Consider the following 15865-nt stretch of genomic DNA (forward strand, 5'->3'; position numbering starts at 1 on the left):
TCAAGGAACGGACTGTATCGGGCGGGGCGCCGTCCCGATATCAGCCAGGCGTCAACAGGTCTTCATGAATCGTGAAGGGTCACGACCGCCCACTTGCCCTCGCGCACCAGCGCGCGCGAGACGTCGGCCAGCACCAGGCGGGCCGCCAGCGCGGCGGGCGACAGTTCGTCCTCGGACAGGCTGGCCAGCAGATTGGGACGGAACAGGTGCGCGTCGTCGATGCGCGCCATGTGCAACTGGCCGGGCGCGATGCGCGCCATGGCCGAACTGGGCTGGATGGTGGCGACCTGGCCCGATTGCACCACGTCCATCAGCACCGGCAGGCCGTCCACCTCCACCGCCACCACGGGCGCCCGGCCCGACTGCAGGAAAGCGTTGTTCACCAGCGCGCGCAGCCCGTGCCGCCCGCTGGGCAGCACCAGGGGCAGATGCGCGATGGCGTCGATCCGCGTCGTGTCTCCGGCCGGCAGGCCCGGCATGTCCGGGCGGGCCAGCAGGAACAAGGGCTCGTCCAGCAGTGGCATCACGCTCCAGCGGCGCGCGGATTCCGCCTGGAACACGATCGCCAGGTCCAGTTGGCGGCCGTTGAGCATGTCGCTCAGGTGGCCGGACAGCGCCTCCACCAGGTGCAGGCGGATGTCCGGATAGCGCTCGTTCATGGCGCGCACGAACGGCGCGCCCAGGATCGCGGCCGTGGTGGACGGCAGGCCCACGCTGACGTGCCCGGCCAGGCGCGCCTGCTGCGCGGCCTGGACGGCGTCGTCGGCGTGGCGCAGCGCCAACTGCGCCTGCCGGAAGAAAGCCAGGCCCGCGTCGGTCGGCACCACGCCGCTGGCGCTGCGCTGCAGGAGCCGCGTCGAAAGCTCGCCCTCCAGCCGGCTGATCTGCTGGCTGAGCGCGGACGTCACCATGCCGATGGACTGCGCCGCGCGCCCGATGCTGCCGGCCTCGACGACGCGGACGAAATAGCGGAGCTGGCGGAGTTCCATGAGGGGCCCTGGCTTTCCTGAAGGAATGACAAGGCCGATTGTAGAGGCTCAGTAGCGCGCGTCCTTCGGCTTCTTGCCCTGCGGCCAGTCCTTGTCCTTGCCGGCGAAGTCCGGGCGCGGCATGTGGGTGAAGTACTCGGCCACGTCCACCGCGTCCTGGTCCGACAGCACGCCGCCCTCGCCCCAACTACCGTGCGTATTCACGCCCATCGGCATGCTGTTGCGGATGAAGGCCGCGGCCTTGTAGGTGCGCGCCAGGCCCGCGCCGATATTGAAGGACTCGTCGCCCCACAAGGGCGGAAACGCGATATCGCCCGAGCGGTCCTTCTTGCCTTCGCCATTGGCGCCGTGGCAGGACGCGCATTGCGCGGCATACAGGCTCTTGCCGCGCACCGGATCGGGCACCAGCTTGGCGTCGATGGGCCAGGCGTTCTCGATCTGTACGCGGGCGCCGTGCGGCACGTCCTGGGCCAGCCACTTCATATAGGCGATCATCGCCTTCATCTCGGCCGAATCCTTCTCCAGCGGCTTGCCGTTCATCGAACGCATGAAGCAGCCATTGATGCGGTCTTCCAGCGTCACCACGCGGTTGGCGCGCGGATTGAACTGCGGGAACGAGTTGACCGTATTGATGTACGGCGCGCCCATGGGCTTCTTGCCGCCCTGCACGTGACAGCTATTGCAATTCATGCTGGCGCCCGTGTTCTGCGGCAGCAGGCGGCGCGTCTCGGTCAGCAGGCGCTTGCCGTAGTCGATCTGGGCGGCGTTGGGCTCCTTGGCGATCAGGGTGTCCGACGGAATCGTGTAGTCGGGCAGGCGCTTGCCGTCCTTGTCCAGCACCTGAAACGTCTTGCCGGCCGCCGGCGCGCCCTGCGCCGCCAACACGGCCGCGCCGCCGCCGAGGGATGCCGCCACGGCCAGCACTGCCGCAATCTTGAATCTTTTATTCATGCTTGCCTCCCGCCACGATGTTCGGCTTCTTGCCTGCCAGGAATCCGCGGATATGCGCGACGTCCTCGCCGCCGATGGGCGGCGCCTGGTTGGTCCAGGCCGTCCTGATGAAATTGATGACGTCGGTGATGTCCTGGTCGCTCAGGTGCCTGAAGCCCGGCATCGCGAACGCCATGGCGTCCGTGTCGTTGGACGGCATCCTGCCGCCTTCCAGCGTGATCTGGATGATGGATTGCGGGTTCTTGGCAAACACCGCCGAATTGCCGGCCAGCGCCGGGAAAATGCGCGGCATGCCCTGCCCGTCGGCGCGATGGCACACGACGCACTGCTCCACATAGATGACGGCGCCGCGCGAGTCGTAGCGGCCGTCGCGCAAGGCGGCGGTGGTGCTGTCGGCCTTGGGCGGGAAGGCGGCGAGCTTGCCGCCCGCGGCGGGCAACTGCTTCAGGTAGGCGGCGATGCTGGCGATGTCGCCGTCCGTGAAGTGGCGGGTGCTGTGCTCGACCACGTCGGCCATTGCGCCGAACGCCGCCACCTTGTCGGTGCGGCCCGTCTTCAAGAACATCTCGATGTCTTGCGCGCTCCAGGACTGCAGGCCCTGGGCTTCGCCGCGCAGGCTCTTGGCCCGCCAGCCGTCAATGACAGCGCCGGACAGGAAGGCGTCGCCGTCGGCCAGGGACAGCGCCCGCTCCTGGTAGGCCAGGCCGCGCGGCGTATGGCAGGCGCCGCAGTGGCCGGGGCCCTCAACCAGGTACGCGCCGCGCACCAGCTTTTCGTCGGCGCCGGGGGAGGCCGCGAACTCGCGCTTGCCCGCGAACAGCAACTGCCACCACGCCATGGGCCAGCGCATGTTCAGCGGCCACGGAATGGTGGAGTCCGCGCTGGGCTGGCTCACCGGCTCGACCCGCGACATGAAGTAGGCGTACAGCGCCTGGATATCCGCGTCCGGCATGATGGCGTAAGAGGGATACGGCATGGCCGGATACAGCGCCGCGCCGTCCTTGCGGATGCCGTACTGGACCGCGTTCTTGAAATCCGCGTAGCTGTAGCCGCCGATGCCCGTCTGCTTGTCGGGCGTGATGTTCGACGAATAAATGGTGCCGACCGGCGTCTGCATCGCCAGCCCGCCCGCGAAGGGCTGGCCATTGGGCACGCTGTGACAGGCCACGCAGTCGCCCGTGCGCGCGATATAGGCGCCGGCTTCGGCCAGCCGCCTGTCGTTGACGTCGACGGACGCCGCCGCGTCGACCTTGCGGTTTGCGGTCAGTAGCTGCGCGCCGCCGATCGCCAGGCCCGCCGCCGCCAGCAGGCCGGCTGCCGCCTTGATCCCGAACCTCTTCATTACTGCCCTCCGTAGCACGCTGGGCAGCGTGCACGTCGGGGAGTTCGTACAGCCGGTCCAGCTTATGGAGGAAGCTTACGCCTTGAGGTAATAAGTTAATTACCACAAGGCATATAACTTGCGGGCTTGTTTGATTTCCCGCAAGCCTGGGGCCGGTCCGCAACGGGCGGGCCGCGGCCGCGCGGCCCGTTCGCGCCTCAAGCGGGTATCGTCAGGCCCTTCGCCACGGCCGGCCGGGCGATGAACGCGTCCAGCACGCGGGCGACGTTCTTGAACTGCGAAAACTCCACCAATTCGCCCGCGCCGTAGAAGCCCACCAGGTTGCGCACCCAGGGCAGGATGGCGATGTCGGCGATGGTGTATTGGTCGCCCATCACCCAGTCGCGCCCCGCCAGCCGCTGGTCCAGCACGCCCAGCAGGCGCTTGGACTCGGCCGCGTAGCGGTCGCGCGGACGCTTGTCCTCGTAGTCCTTGCCGGCGAATTTGTGGAAAAAGCCCAGTTGGCCGAACATCGGGCCGATGCCCCCCATCTGGAACATCACCCATTGCAGCGTCTCGTAGCGCCCGGCCGTGTCCGCCGGGATGAATTGCCCGGACTTGCCGGCCAGGTAGATCAGGATGGCGCCGGACTCGAACAGGCCCAGCGGCTTGCCGTCGGGTCCGTTGGGATCCAGGATGGCCGGGATCTTGTTGTTCGGGCTGAGCGACAGGAATTCCGGCGAGAACTGGTCCTTGGAATCGAAGCTGACGCGATGGGCCTCATAGGGCAGGCCCGTCTCTTCCAGCATGATGGATACCTTCACGCCGTTGGGCGTGGGCAGCGAATATAGCTGGATGCGGTCGGGATGCCGGGCGGGCCATTTCTTGGTGACGGCAAAGGAACTGAGGTCGGCCATGCGGGATTTCTCCAGAGGGAGCGGAGGGGAAAATGCTGCGGCTAATCCTAGCGCAAAACCCGATGCTTGGACGAGGCGGTTGTCGGCGCCGGAACATGCAGAGGCCGTTTGGGTGGCCGGCCGCGCCCGCAGCAGCGTTTACAATTGCCGATCGATATCGCGCCACGCGGCGTCAGCGCGCTGGCGCCGCAGCCAGAATCAAAGGACATACATGGCCTCTGTGGAACGAAAGGCCGCCAAGAGCCGAGGTGGCAAGAGCGTCATACTCGCATCGGCCATCAAGAATTTCGAAACGCTCGGCTACCACGGCACCTCTATGCGCGACATCGCCGACGGCGCGGGCGTGACGGTCGCCGCGATCTACCACCACTTCACGTCCAAACAGGAAATCCTGCAGGACATCATGGTACGCGTGCTGACCGACGTGATCAGCAAGACGCGCACCGCCCTGATCGAAGCCGGCCCGACACCCGCCGACCAACTGGTCGCGCTGGTCGGTGCCTGGATCCAGTTCCACACAGAACGCCAGTCCGAAGCGCTGATCGGCGCATCCGAGATACGCAGCCTGGATACCGCGGGCAAACGCCTGGTCACCGCCTTGCGCGACGAGCAGGAAGAGATGTTTCAGGGCGTGATCAAGCGCGGCGTGGACATGGGCGTGTTCAACACCCGTTATCCGCGCGAGGGCGGCCGCGCCATCATCGAAATGGGGTATTCGATTTCACGCTGGTATCGGCAGGACGGGCCTTTGCGCCCGTCGGAACTGGCCGAACGCTATGCGTACCTGGCGCTGGGCGTGGTCCGCGCCACGCCCGCCCAGGATTGACGACAAGTCAGGCCGCCAGGCGGTAGCTGGCCCGCAGACGGCGGCTGACCGTTGCAATCGCCACCAGGCCGATCGCGGCCGACACGATGACAAAGTACGCCGGCGCAAGAATGTTGCCCGTCTTCTCCACCATCCACATCGCCACGAAGGGCGCCGTGCCGCCCGCCAGGATCACGCCCAGGTTGAACCCCGTGGCGACGCCGGTATAGCGGTGTTCCTGCTCGAACAACATGGGCAAGAGCGTATAGCAGCTAACCTGCGTGGCCACCGTATTCAGCATGATCACCAGATAGGCGACGCCGGCAATCGCCAGGCCATTGCCCATCAGGCTCATCATGGGATAGGTCAGCAGCACATAGCCCATCAAGCCCAGCACCATCAGCCGGTGCAGGCCGATGCGGTCGCCGATGTAGCCGCCCAGCGGCATCAGCAGGGCGGAAACACCGATGGCCATCGTCGCTACCCAATACACCGACCCTGCCGGATAGCCCAGGCGATGGATCAGGTGGATGCTCATGTAGGTCAGGCCGATGTAGGCCGTACCGTTGGTGGCCGCGCTAATGGCGGTAGCTTGCAACAGCGCGCGCGGCTGGCGGCGGAATACCTGCCCCACCGGAGACATCTCTTTTCTGGCCTTCGGATTCACCACATGGGTTTCCTTGACGCGGGTCCGCGCCCACAGGCACAGCAGCGTCAACGGAAATGCCAGCAGAAAGGGCACGCGCCAGCCCCACGCGCTCATCTGTTCGGGCGTCGTCAGTGCGGTCACCGCGCCGGCCACTGCCGCGGCCAGCGCAAATCCGCCGGTAGACCCCAGGGGAGTAAAGGCGCCGTAGGTGGCCTTCAGATGCGGCGGCGTCGATTCAGCGATGAAGGTGGCCGACCCGCCCACTTCACCCCCTGCCGAAAATCCCTGGAACAACCGCACGAGCACCAGCAGCGCTGGCGCCACGACGCCCAGCGTGGCATAGGTGGGCAACAGCCCCATCAGCGTGCTGCCTATGCCCATGCACACCAGCGTAGACAGCAGTGCCTTCTTGCGCCCGTACCGATCGCCGATATAGCCGAAAACGATGCCGCCGAGCGGCCGGATCACATAGGCCGTGCCGAACACCGCCAGCGTAGACAACAGCGACACCGCCAGGTTGCCGCCAGGAAAAAATAGCGGCGCAATCACCACCGCCATGTAGCCGTACAGACTGAAATCGTAATACTCGATCAGGGTGCCTACGCAGCCGGCAAACGCCGACCGGCGAGTCCGGTCGTGCTCTGCCTTGGTCCATGCCGCCGGGGCGGATCGCGTTTCGCTCATGGGAAATCTCCTTTGGATTTGTCTAAATTTAACTGAACGCTTAGTTTTTAAATGACTAGCGTCCGGATCTTCGTCTTTGCGAAAATTCTTTGAATCACAAGTAAAAATCTAGTTGACTTGATTGTCAATAGGATTTCATAATCCAATTAACTTACTGATCGATCAGTTAAATATTGGAGGCCGCGTTGACGGAATTCGTAGAGATTCAGCCCCGTCTGGCAGAAATCCCACCCCCCGCTTCGGACCTGCACCTGCCGCGGCTCAGGCGCTTCCTGGACACTCGCCTGCCAGGCGGGGTCGGTGCCACGCTTGCCGCCCGCCTGATCGCCGGCGGCCGCTCCAACCCCACGTATGAAATCGACGACGGCCGCAACACCTGGATCTTGCGCCGCCCCCCTTTCGGCCTGGTGCTGCCCACCGCGCACGACATGAAACGCGAATACCGTGTGCTGTCGGCCCTGGCCGCCCAGGGCTACCCTGTGCCGACGCCGCTGGCGTATTGCGAAGACCTGTCGATTGCCGGCTGCGCCTTCTATGTGATGGAAAAGGTGGACGGCATCACCTTGCGCACGCAGCAACAGGCCGCGGCCTTGACGCCCGCGCAGCGCACAGGTCTGTCCGGCGCCTTGATCCGCACGCTCGCGGAACTGCACCAGATCGATGCGGCGGCCGCCCAATTGGACGATTTCGGTCGCCCCCGGGGCTATCTGAACCGCCAATTGGAACGCTGGAAAAAACAATGGGACGCCTCGTGCACCCGGCCGCGCGACAGCATTTCCAAAGTGCTGGAGAAGCTGGGCGCGGCGGTTCCCCCCTTGCGCTATCCCGGCATCGTGCACGGCGACTACAAGGTCGACAACCTAATGCTCGACCGCCAGGACCCGACCCGCATCCTGGGCGTTCTGGACTGGGAAATGTCCACCCATGGCGACACCCTGGCCGATCTGGGCATCCTGCTCAGCTTCTGGGACGAGCCGGACCGCCCCTTCAATCCCATCACGGCGGGCACCACGGCGCTGGCAGGTTTCCTCAGCACGGCCGACCTGCTCGAACGCTATGCCGCCTGCCGCCGCATCGATCCGCCCGAAATCGACTGGTACATCGCCTTTGCCGATTTCAAGATCGCCGTGATCCTGGAGGGCATCCACGCCCGCCATCTGAAAGGCCACACCCGGGGCGCCGATTTCGACAATGTGGGCGAAATGGTCGACCCGCTGCTGGCACGCGCATTGCGCCGGCTGAGCCCCTAGACCGGAAAACCCCTCGGTCCGCACGGCAACAAGCCGGCCCGGCAGCGCGCCGCCCGGCATTCCAAGGAGAGTTGGAGATGGATTTCGAGTACAGCGAAAAGGTGCAAACCCTGCAGGCCCGCCTGCGCTCCTACCTGCAAGAGGTCGTCCTGCCCTCGGAAGCAGCCATCGATCAGTATTACGAGGATCATCACGACCACTGGGGCCCTGCGCCGCACATGGCCGGACTGAAGGCGCAGGCCAAAGAACGCGGGCTGTGGAATCTGTTCCTGCCGTCGTCCGACCTGGGCGCGGGCCTGTCCAATCTGGAATATGCACCGCTTGCCGAACTTACCGGCTGGAGCCCGCAGATTGCGCCCGAGGCGCTGAACTGCTCGCCTCCCGACACCGGCAACATGGAACTGCTGCACCACTACGGCACGCCCGAGCAGCGCGAACAATGGCTAAAGCCTTTGCTGGCAGGCGACATCCGGTCCTGCTTCTCGATGACCGAGCCCGCCGTGGCCAGTTCAGATGCCAATAACATCGAACTGCGCATCGCCCGGGAAGGCGATCACTGGGTGCTGGACGGACGCAAATGGTGGTCCACGGCCGCGCTTCGGCCCGACACCAAGGTCGCCATGGTGATGGGCGTGACGGACCCGGATGCGCCCACGGGTTCGCGTCACAGCATTGTGCTGGTGCCGATGGGCACGCCCGGCATGACCGTGTTGCGATCCACCAAGGTATTGGGCTTTGACGACCGCCACGAAGGCGGGCACGGCGTCATCGACTTCAAGAACGTCCGCGTTCCGGTAGAGAACCTGCTGGGCCCCCGCGGCAAGGGCTTTGCCGTGGCGCAGGCCCGCCTGGGCCCGGGCCGGATTCATCACTGCATGCGTCTGGTCGGCATGGCCGAACGCGCCATCGCGGCGATGACGTCGCGGGCCAAATCGCGCGTGGCCTTCGGCAAGCCGCTGGCCGAACAGGGTGTGGTGCAGCAACAGATCGGCGATGCTCGCGTCCGCCTGAACGCCGCTCGCCTGCTGGTGCTGCGCGCCGCCTGGCGCATGGACACGGCCGGCAACAAGGAGGCGCGGCACGACATCGCCGCGGCCAAAATCCTGGTGCCGCAAGTAGTGAAAAAGATCGTGGACGACGCGATCCAGATCCATGGCGGCGGCGGCCTGTCGCAGGACACCCCGCTTGCCGCCCTTTACGCCCAGGCCCGTTTCCTGCAGATCGCGGACGGCCCCGACGAGGTCCATTACCGGTCGGTGGCGCTGGCCGAGCTGAAGACCGCCCCCGCACTGAAAGCGGAGTAGGCCATGACGACCTTCAACACCCTGACCCTGTCCCATCCATCCCCCGGCGTGCTGATGGCCGAGCTGAACCGGCCCCACCGGCTCAATGCCATCACTTTCGAAATGTTCGATGAGTTCCATGCGCTGCAACGCGTCGCGGAGGCGGACGATACGGTGCGCGTGCTGGTGCTGACCGGCGCCGGGCGGGCATTCTGCGCCGGGCTGGACCTGGACCAGGCCGCCCTCCTGCCCGAAATGCCCGCCGCCCAGATGCTGCGCGGCCAGACGTCCTGGGCCGATGCCGTGGCGGGCTTTCGGCGCCTGGGAAAGCCTGTCATTGCGGCCGTCAACGGCGCCGCAGCCGGCGCGGGCATGGGGCTGGCGCTGGCGGCCGACATCCGCATCGCGTCGACCGCCGCCAAATTCAATGCCGCCTTTGTCCGCATCGGCCTGTCCGGCGGCGATGTGGGCACGTCCTGGCTGCTGCCGCGCCTGGTGGGACTGGGACGCGCCTACGAGATCCTGCTGACGGGCCGTTTCGTGCTGGCCGACGAGGCTGCCGCCATCGGCCTGGTCACCGATGTGACAACCTCTGAAAATCTGCTGCCGCGAGCGCTGGAAATCGCTACGATGATTTGCCAGAACAGTCCGGTCGGCATGGCGCTGACCAAGCAGATCGTGCAGCAGAACGTGGATGCGCCATCGCTGGAAGCTGCCATTGCGCTGGAGAACCGGACCCAGGTACTCGCCACCCGCACCCACGACATGGTCGAAGCGCTTCAGGCATTCAGAGAAAAAAGAGCGCCGGAGTTCCGCGGGTACTGAAAAACCGAGACGGAGGAGACAAACTCGTGCTCACGTACCAAGACTACGCCGACCCGGACGGCGCGGCCACGCGCGGCCCGGTCGCATCCGCCCGCCGCCAGACCCTGGGCGACCTGCCGCGCCGCTCCGCCGTCCGCTATCCGGACAAGGAGGCGATCATCGACGGCCCGACGCGTCTGACGTTCGCGCAATTCGACGCGCAAATCGACCTGGCCGCGGCCGCGCTACACGCTGCCGGCTTGCGCCAGGGCGACAGGCTGCTGCTGTTTTCGCATAACTGCTGGCAGTTTCCGGTAATGATTTTTGCCGCGGCCCGCCGCGGCATCATCGCCGTGCCGGTCAACTACATGCTGGGCCCGGCCGAGATCGCCTATCTGATCGACCACAGCGAAGCGGCGGCCATCGTGGCCGAAGACGCGCTGGCCGCGACGGCGGATGCCGCGCTGGCGCAGGCAACCGCCGCCATGCGCCTGAAGGTCGCGATCAGCTTCGAGCTTGACGCCGCGCCTGACGGGTGGACGGGTTTCGACGAGTGGATCGCGTCCGACCACCCGGCCCCGCCCGAGGTGGTTGTCGGCGATGAAGACCCCGTGCGCATTATGTACACCAGCGGCACGGAATCGCGGCCCAAAGGCGTGCTGCTGAGCAGCCGTAGCCTGCTCTGGCAATACACAAGCTGCATCGTCAGCGGCGGCATGGAGGCGCGCGACCGCGAGGTGCATGCGCTGCCGCTGTATCACTGCGCGCAACTGGACAACTTTCTCAGCACCGACATCTTCCTGGGCGCGACCAGCGTGATCCTGCGCCGCCCAGACCCGGAACAGATCCTGCGCGCGATCGAACGCGAGCGCATCAGCAACCTGTTCTGCCCGCCGACCATCTGGACGGCGCTGCTGCAATCCCCCACGTTCGGCACGACGGACCTCAGCACCCTGCGCAAGGCGTACTACGGCGCATCCGCCATGCCGGTCGAAGTATTGAATACGCTACAGGCCAGACTGCCCGACATCCGCTTCTGGAACTTCTATGGCCAGACCGAGATGGCGTCGCTCGCCACCGCGCTGGACCCGGAAGACCAGCGCCTGTACCCCGGCTCCGCCGGCCTCCCCGTACTCAACGTCGAGACCCGTATCGTCGACGCCGACGACCGGCCCGCCCCCGTCGGCCAGGTAGGCGAGATCGTGCATCGCAGCCCGCACGCCGCGCTGGGCTATTACCGCGACCCCGCCAAGACTGCCGAAGCCTTTCGCGGCGGCTGGTTCCATTCCGGCGACCTGGGCTACTTCGCGCCCAGCGGCCACCTGTACGTGGTGGACCGCATCAAGGACATGATCAAGACCGGCGGCGAGAACGTCGCAAGCCGAGAGGTCGAGGAAGTGCTCTACAGCCACCCCCGCGTGTCCGAGGCCGCGGTGTTCGGCGTCGACCATCCCGACTGGATCGAGATGGTGGTCGCGGTCGTGGTGGCGCGGCCCGGCGACGAACTGGATCCGCGGGAAGTCATCCGCTATTGCCGCGCGCGCCTGGCGGGATACAAAACGCCAAAGCAGATCGTCATCGCCGATGAACTGCCCAAGACGGCCAGCGGCAAGATCCTGAAGCGCGAACTGCGCCGCCTTTACGCCGACGCCGGCCAGAACGCAGCGCACGGCCGCCTGGCCACGAGCTGACGGGCGGCCAGCCCGCCCCAACCTCTTCACTAGAAAGGTGATGTACGCATGGATACCCCGTCCCTCTCCGCAGCAAGCGCCCCGGTCGCCGCTATCCGCACCCGTGTCAGCAATATGCTGGGCATCCGCTACCCCATCGTACAAGGCGGCATGATGTGGGTCGGCCGCGCCGAACTGGCGGCGGCTGTCTCCAATGCCGGAGGCCTGGGCGTGCTGACCGCCTTGACCCAGCCCTCGCCGCAGGCACTGCGCGACGAGATCGCACGCTGCCGCGCCATGACCGACCGGCCCTTCGGCGTGAACCTGACGATCCTGCCCAGCGCAAACCCGCCGCCGTACGAAGCCTATCTGGACGCCATCATCGAGAGCGGCGTGAAGATCCTGGAAACCGCGGGCAACAATCCCAAAGAGTTCATCCAGAAAGCGAAGGCGGCAGGCGTGACGATCCTGCACAAATGCACCTCGGTCCGGCATGCCCTATCGGCCCAGCGCAACGGCGTGGACATCGTTTCCATCGACGGCTTCGAATGCGCCGGCCATCCGGGCGAAGACGACGTGCCAGGCCTGGTACTGATCCCCATCGCCGTCGCGGCGCTGAATATCCCCGTGATCGCCTCTGGCGGCATCGGAGACGGACGCGGCATGGCCGCCGCCCTGGCCTTGGGCGCCGAGGGGGTGAACATGGGCACCCGCTTTTGCGCCACCCAGGAAGCGCCCATCCACGACAACGTCAAACAGATGATGGTGCAACTGACCGAACGCGACACCAACCTGATCTTCCGCACCTTGAAGAACACTGGCCGGGTGCTGCGCAACAAGGTCTCCAACGAAGTGGTCGCCAAAGAGCGCCGGCCCGGCGGCGTGGAGTTCGCCGAGATCCATCCCCTGGTCATGGGTGCCCGCGGACGCCGGGCACTGGAGACCGGCAACATCGATGACGGCCTGATCTGGGGCGGACAAGTCGTGGGGCTCATCCACGACATCCCCAGTTGCGCCGAATTGCTGCAACGCATGGCTCGCGAGTGCCGGGACAGCCTCGCCGCCGCCAACACCTGCTTCTAACCCGATAAAGGAATCCATGATGCGACGCGATGCATACATCGCGGGCTACGCCCGCTCGCCCTTCACCTTTGCCCGCAAGGGCGGTTTGGCGCGGACGCGGCCGGATGAACTGGGAGCCGCGGTGGTCCGGGCCCTGCTGGAACGCGCCGGCGTGGACGGCGCCGCAATAGAAGACGTGGTCTGGGGCTGCGCCTTTCCCGAAGGAGAGCAAGGCATCAACCTGGGCCGTGTCGTGGGCCTGCAGGCCGGCCTGCCGCAAACCTGCGGCGGCGTCACGGTGAACCGCTGGTGCGGCTCGGCCATTCAGGCCGTGCAGATGGCCGCCGGCATGATCGCCATGAACGCGGGCGACGCCTTTGTCGCGGGCGGCACGGAATGCATGTCGCGCGTGCCGATGATGGGATTCAACCTGGCGCCCAATCCGGCCTGGACGCCGCAGCAGGTCGCCGACTACTGCAACGTCGGCCTTACCGCCGAACGGGTGGCCGATATGTACGGCTTGTCGCGCGAAGACCAGGACCGCTACGGACTGCATAGCCAGCAAAAGGCGTGGGCCGCGCAGCAGGGAGGCCGTTTCGACGAAGAAATCGTGGCAATCGAGACAACGCAAGGCGCGATCGATCGAGACGGCTGCGTGCGCGACACCTCGCTGGAACAACTAGCCAGGCTCAAGCCTGCCTTCAAGCAGGACGGCAGCGTCACGGCCGGAACATCGAGCCCCATGACGGACGGCGCCGCGGCGCTGCTGGTCTGCTCCGAGGACTTCCTGGTCCGCAATGGCCTGACGCCCTATGCGCGCGTCGCGAGCTTTGCCGTATCGGGCTGCGAGCCCGGCCTGATGGGGCTGGGTCCCATCGAATCCACCCGCAAGGCGCTGGCACGCGCCGGCGTAGGCATGGATCGCGTGGGCGTGGTCGAGATGAACGAGGCCTTTGCCTCGCAGGCGGAGGCCTGCCGCCGCGACCTGAGTATCGATCCCGAAATCCTCAACCGGGATGGCGGCGCCATTGCGCTGGGCCATCCGCTGGGCGCCACCGGCGCGCGGCTGGTCGGCAAGGCGGCTCAGTTGCTGCGCCGCCATCGAGAACGCTACGCAGTGGCCACTCAGTGCATCGGCGGCGGCATGGGCACCGCGATGGTCCTGGAGGCAGTATGACCGCATCCCTCAATAAGGTCGCCATCTTTGGCGCGGGGTCCATGGGCGCCGGCATTGCCGCCCAGTTCGCCAACGCCGGCATTCCGGTGGTGCTGCTGGACCGGCCGGGCGCGGGCTCGCAGGACGGCGCGGCCGTCGCGCGCGCCGGCATCGAACGGCAACTGAAGATCGGCGGCTTCATGCACCCGGACGCCGCCCGCCTGGTGACCCCGGCCCGCGCCGAGGAAGACATCGCGTTGGTGTCCGATGCCGACTGGATCATCGAGGCTATCGTCGAAGACCGCGCCGCCAAGCAGGCGCTCTACCGGCGCCTGCAACCGCTGCGCCGCGCCGGCGCCATCGTGTCGTCCAACACCTCCACGCTGGCGCGGGAAGCGCTGGCTGACGGCCTGGACCCGGACTTCCGCCGCCACTTCCTGATCACCCATTTCTTCAACCCGCCGCGCCACATGCCGCTGATGGAACTGGTCAGCGCTGCCGAAGTGTCGCCCACCGCCGTCGATCTGGCCGTGCGGGGCGGCGAGACCGCGCTGGGCAAGACGGTGATCCGCGCCAAGGACACGCCGGGCTTCATCGCCAATCGCCTGGGCTGCTACTGGATCGGCGCCGCCGTGCTCGAAGCGATGCGCTGCGGCCTGGACGTCGATGTCGCGGACGCCACTATCGCGCGAGCTTTCGGCGCGCCTCGCACCGGCGTATTCGGACTGTTGGACCTGATCGGGCTGGATCTGGTGCCATTGGTGTGGGGCAGCCTGGCGCAGGCACTGCCCGCAGACGACGGCTGCCATCGGTACGACATTTCACGCAACTCCCTGTTCACGCGCATGATCGAGGCTGGCAGGCTGGGCCGCAAGACGCGCGCAGGCTTTTACCAGCAGGCGGCCTCAGGCGGCTTGCTGGCGATGGACCTGGAATCTCTCGACTATCGCCCGGTGCAGTCCGGCGAGTTGCCGGCGCCAGGCCTCACAGGCGCCGTCGACAGCACGCTGGACCGCTATGTCTGGACCGTGTTCAAGCACTTCATCCGCTACGCTTGCGACGTGGCCGCGGAAATCGCCGACGACGTCGCCGCCATCGACGCGGGCATAGCACTGGGCTATTCGTGGAAGCAAGGGCCCTTTGCGCTGGCCGACCAGATCGGCGTGGCCGCCATCGTCGCCCGCTTCGAACGCGACGGCGATCCCGTGCCCGCGTTGCTGCGGCACGCCTTGGCCCACGGCGGCTTCTACAGCAATGACGGCATGTCCCGGATGCACGTCGCAGGCACGATGACGCCCATACAAGCGTCGTCTGGCCAACTGTCGTTGCGGCAAGCGCGCGGCCGCAGCCCAGCCGTGCTGCGCAATGGCTCGGCGGCGCTGTGGGATCTGGGCGGCGGCATAGCCGGCCTGGAACTGACCACCAAAATGAATGTCCTGGACGAGCCGGCCTTCGACCTGATCCGCGAGGCCATCGCCCGCGTACCCGAGGGCTTCGCAGGCCTGGTGGTTGGCAACGACCACCCGCGCGCCTTCTCCGCCGGCGCGGACCTGCGCTTTATCCTGCAATGCATGGACCGCAATGATGAAGCCGCCCTGCGCCGCTTCGTCGCCGCCGGCCAAGACGCATTGCGCGCGCTGCGATTCGCCCCCTTCCCCGTGGTCGCCGCCCTGCACGGACTGGCGCTGGGCGGCGGATGTGAACTGGCCCTGCACTGCGACGCCATCGTCGCGGCCGCCGAGACCTCCGCCGGTCTGCCTGAAAGCAAGGTGGGACTGATCCCCGCCTGGGGCGGTTGCGCCCAGTTGCTCATCCGCGCCCTGCAAACGTCCGGCGTCCCCAAAGGCCCGGTAGCCATTGCGCGTCAGGCATACGCCGTCATCGCCGGCGGACAAACCTCGGGGTCGGCGGCACTGGCCCGTGACATGGGGATTCTGCGCGCCGATGACCGCATCGTGATGAACCGCGGCCAGGTACTGGCGCAGGCGCATGCGCGCTGCCTGGAGCTGGCCGCCGGCTATCGCGCGCCAGAACCCGTGCTGCTGCCGCTGGCGGGCCCCAGCGGCAGCCTGGCTCTGCGAGACCACATCGACGGCGAAGTCGCCGCGGGACGCAAGAGCGCCGCCTCGGCGTCGGTCGAACACGTATTGGCGGACGTCTTGACCGGCGGCCCCGATGCCGACGCTGTCATCGGCCTGGAGGAAAGCGCCGTCTACGCGCTGGAACGCGACGCCATGCTGGCGCTGACACGCAGCCCCGTGGCACGCGCGCGCATCGAGCACATGCTGCGCACAGGCAAACCCTTGAACTCCTAAAGGACAACG

Annotated in this window: 13 protein-coding genes; 8 read left to right on the forward strand and 5 right to left on the reverse strand. The window is 66.6% G+C overall.

The annotated features are described in order from the left end of the window. Positions 1-62 precede the first annotated feature (62 nt). From AVE30378_RS06970 to AVE30378_RS06985, 4 genes are all read right to left on the reverse strand, one after another. Positions 63-989, reverse strand: coding sequence for a LysR family transcriptional regulator (locus tag AVE30378_RS06970; RefSeq protein ID WP_129240052.1), 927 nt, complete (start codon positions 987-989; stop codon positions 63-65). 48 nt (positions 990-1037) lie between these two features. Further along, positions 1038-1940: a c-type cytochrome gene (locus AVE30378_RS06975; protein ID WP_129240053.1), complete on the reverse strand. Its 903-nt coding sequence runs from the start codon at positions 1938-1940 to the stop codon at positions 1038-1040. Next, positions 1933-3282, reverse strand: coding sequence for a c-type cytochrome (locus AVE30378_RS06980; protein ID WP_129240054.1), 1350 nt, complete (start codon positions 3280-3282; stop codon positions 1933-1935). The genes AVE30378_RS06975 and AVE30378_RS06980 overlap by 8 nt, the downstream gene beginning before the upstream one ends. 197 nt (positions 3283-3479) lie before the next feature. Next, positions 3480-4178, reverse strand: a complete 699-nt coding sequence (locus AVE30378_RS06985; RefSeq protein WP_129240055.1) for a glutathione binding-like protein — start codon at positions 4176-4178, stop codon at positions 3480-3482. A 211-nt stretch (positions 4179-4389) separates the two neighbouring features. Here AVE30378_RS06985 and AVE30378_RS06990 point away from each other — a divergent pair, with 211 nt between their 5' ends. Beyond that, positions 4390-5004 (forward strand): TetR/AcrR family transcriptional regulator, encoded by a 615-nt coding sequence (locus AVE30378_RS06990; RefSeq protein WP_129240056.1) that lies wholly within the window; start codon positions 4390-4392, stop codon positions 5002-5004. 7 nt (positions 5005-5011) lie between these two features. Here the strand turns inward: AVE30378_RS06990 and AVE30378_RS06995 are convergent, their stop codons facing one another. Next, complete coding sequence (locus AVE30378_RS06995) at positions 5012-6316, reverse strand: MFS transporter (protein ID WP_129240057.1); 1305 nt, start codon at positions 6314-6316, stop codon at positions 5012-5014. 185 nt (positions 6317-6501) lie between these two features. Here AVE30378_RS06995 and AVE30378_RS07000 point away from each other — a divergent pair, with 185 nt between their 5' ends. From AVE30378_RS07000 to AVE30378_RS07030, 7 genes are all read left to right on the forward strand, one after another. Then, the gene (locus tag AVE30378_RS07000) at positions 6502-7566 is read left to right on the forward strand and encodes a phosphotransferase family protein (RefSeq protein ID WP_208742359.1); all 1065 of its coding nucleotides are present in this window, start codon (positions 6502-6504) and stop codon (positions 7564-7566) included. A gap of 77 nt (positions 7567-7643) precedes the next feature. Then, a complete protein-coding gene (locus AVE30378_RS07005) occupies positions 7644-8870 on the forward strand; it encodes an acyl-CoA dehydrogenase family protein (protein ID WP_129240058.1) in 1227 nt (408 codons plus the stop codon). Between the two features lie 3 nt (positions 8871-8873). After that, positions 8874-9674 carry an enoyl-CoA hydratase/isomerase family protein gene (locus AVE30378_RS07010; protein WP_129240059.1) on the forward strand — a complete coding sequence of 267 codons (801 nt, stop codon included), beginning with the start codon at positions 8874-8876 and terminating at the stop codon, positions 9672-9674. A gap of 26 nt (positions 9675-9700) precedes the next feature. Beyond that, a complete protein-coding gene (locus tag AVE30378_RS07015) occupies positions 9701-11344 on the forward strand; it encodes a fatty acyl-CoA synthetase (RefSeq protein WP_129240060.1) in 1644 nt (547 codons plus the stop codon). A 48-nt stretch (positions 11345-11392) separates the two neighbouring features. Further along, complete coding sequence (locus AVE30378_RS07020; protein ID WP_244234986.1) at positions 11393-12406, forward strand: NAD(P)H-dependent flavin oxidoreductase; 1014 nt, start codon at positions 11393-11395, stop codon at positions 12404-12406. Between the two features lie 16 nt (positions 12407-12422). Next, positions 12423-13562, forward strand: a complete 1140-nt coding sequence (locus AVE30378_RS07025) for a thiolase family protein (protein ID WP_129240061.1) — start codon at positions 12423-12425, stop codon at positions 13560-13562. After that, positions 13559-15856, forward strand: a complete 2298-nt coding sequence (locus AVE30378_RS07030; protein WP_129240062.1) for a 3-hydroxyacyl-CoA dehydrogenase/enoyl-CoA hydratase family protein — start codon at positions 13559-13561, stop codon at positions 15854-15856. The genes AVE30378_RS07025 and AVE30378_RS07030 overlap by 4 nt, the downstream gene beginning before the upstream one ends. Positions 15857-15865: the final 9 nt, after the last annotated feature.

The organism is Achromobacter veterisilvae (assembly GCF_900496975.1).
Lineage (GTDB): Bacteria > Pseudomonadota > Gammaproteobacteria > Burkholderiales > Burkholderiaceae_B > Achromobacter > Achromobacter veterisilvae.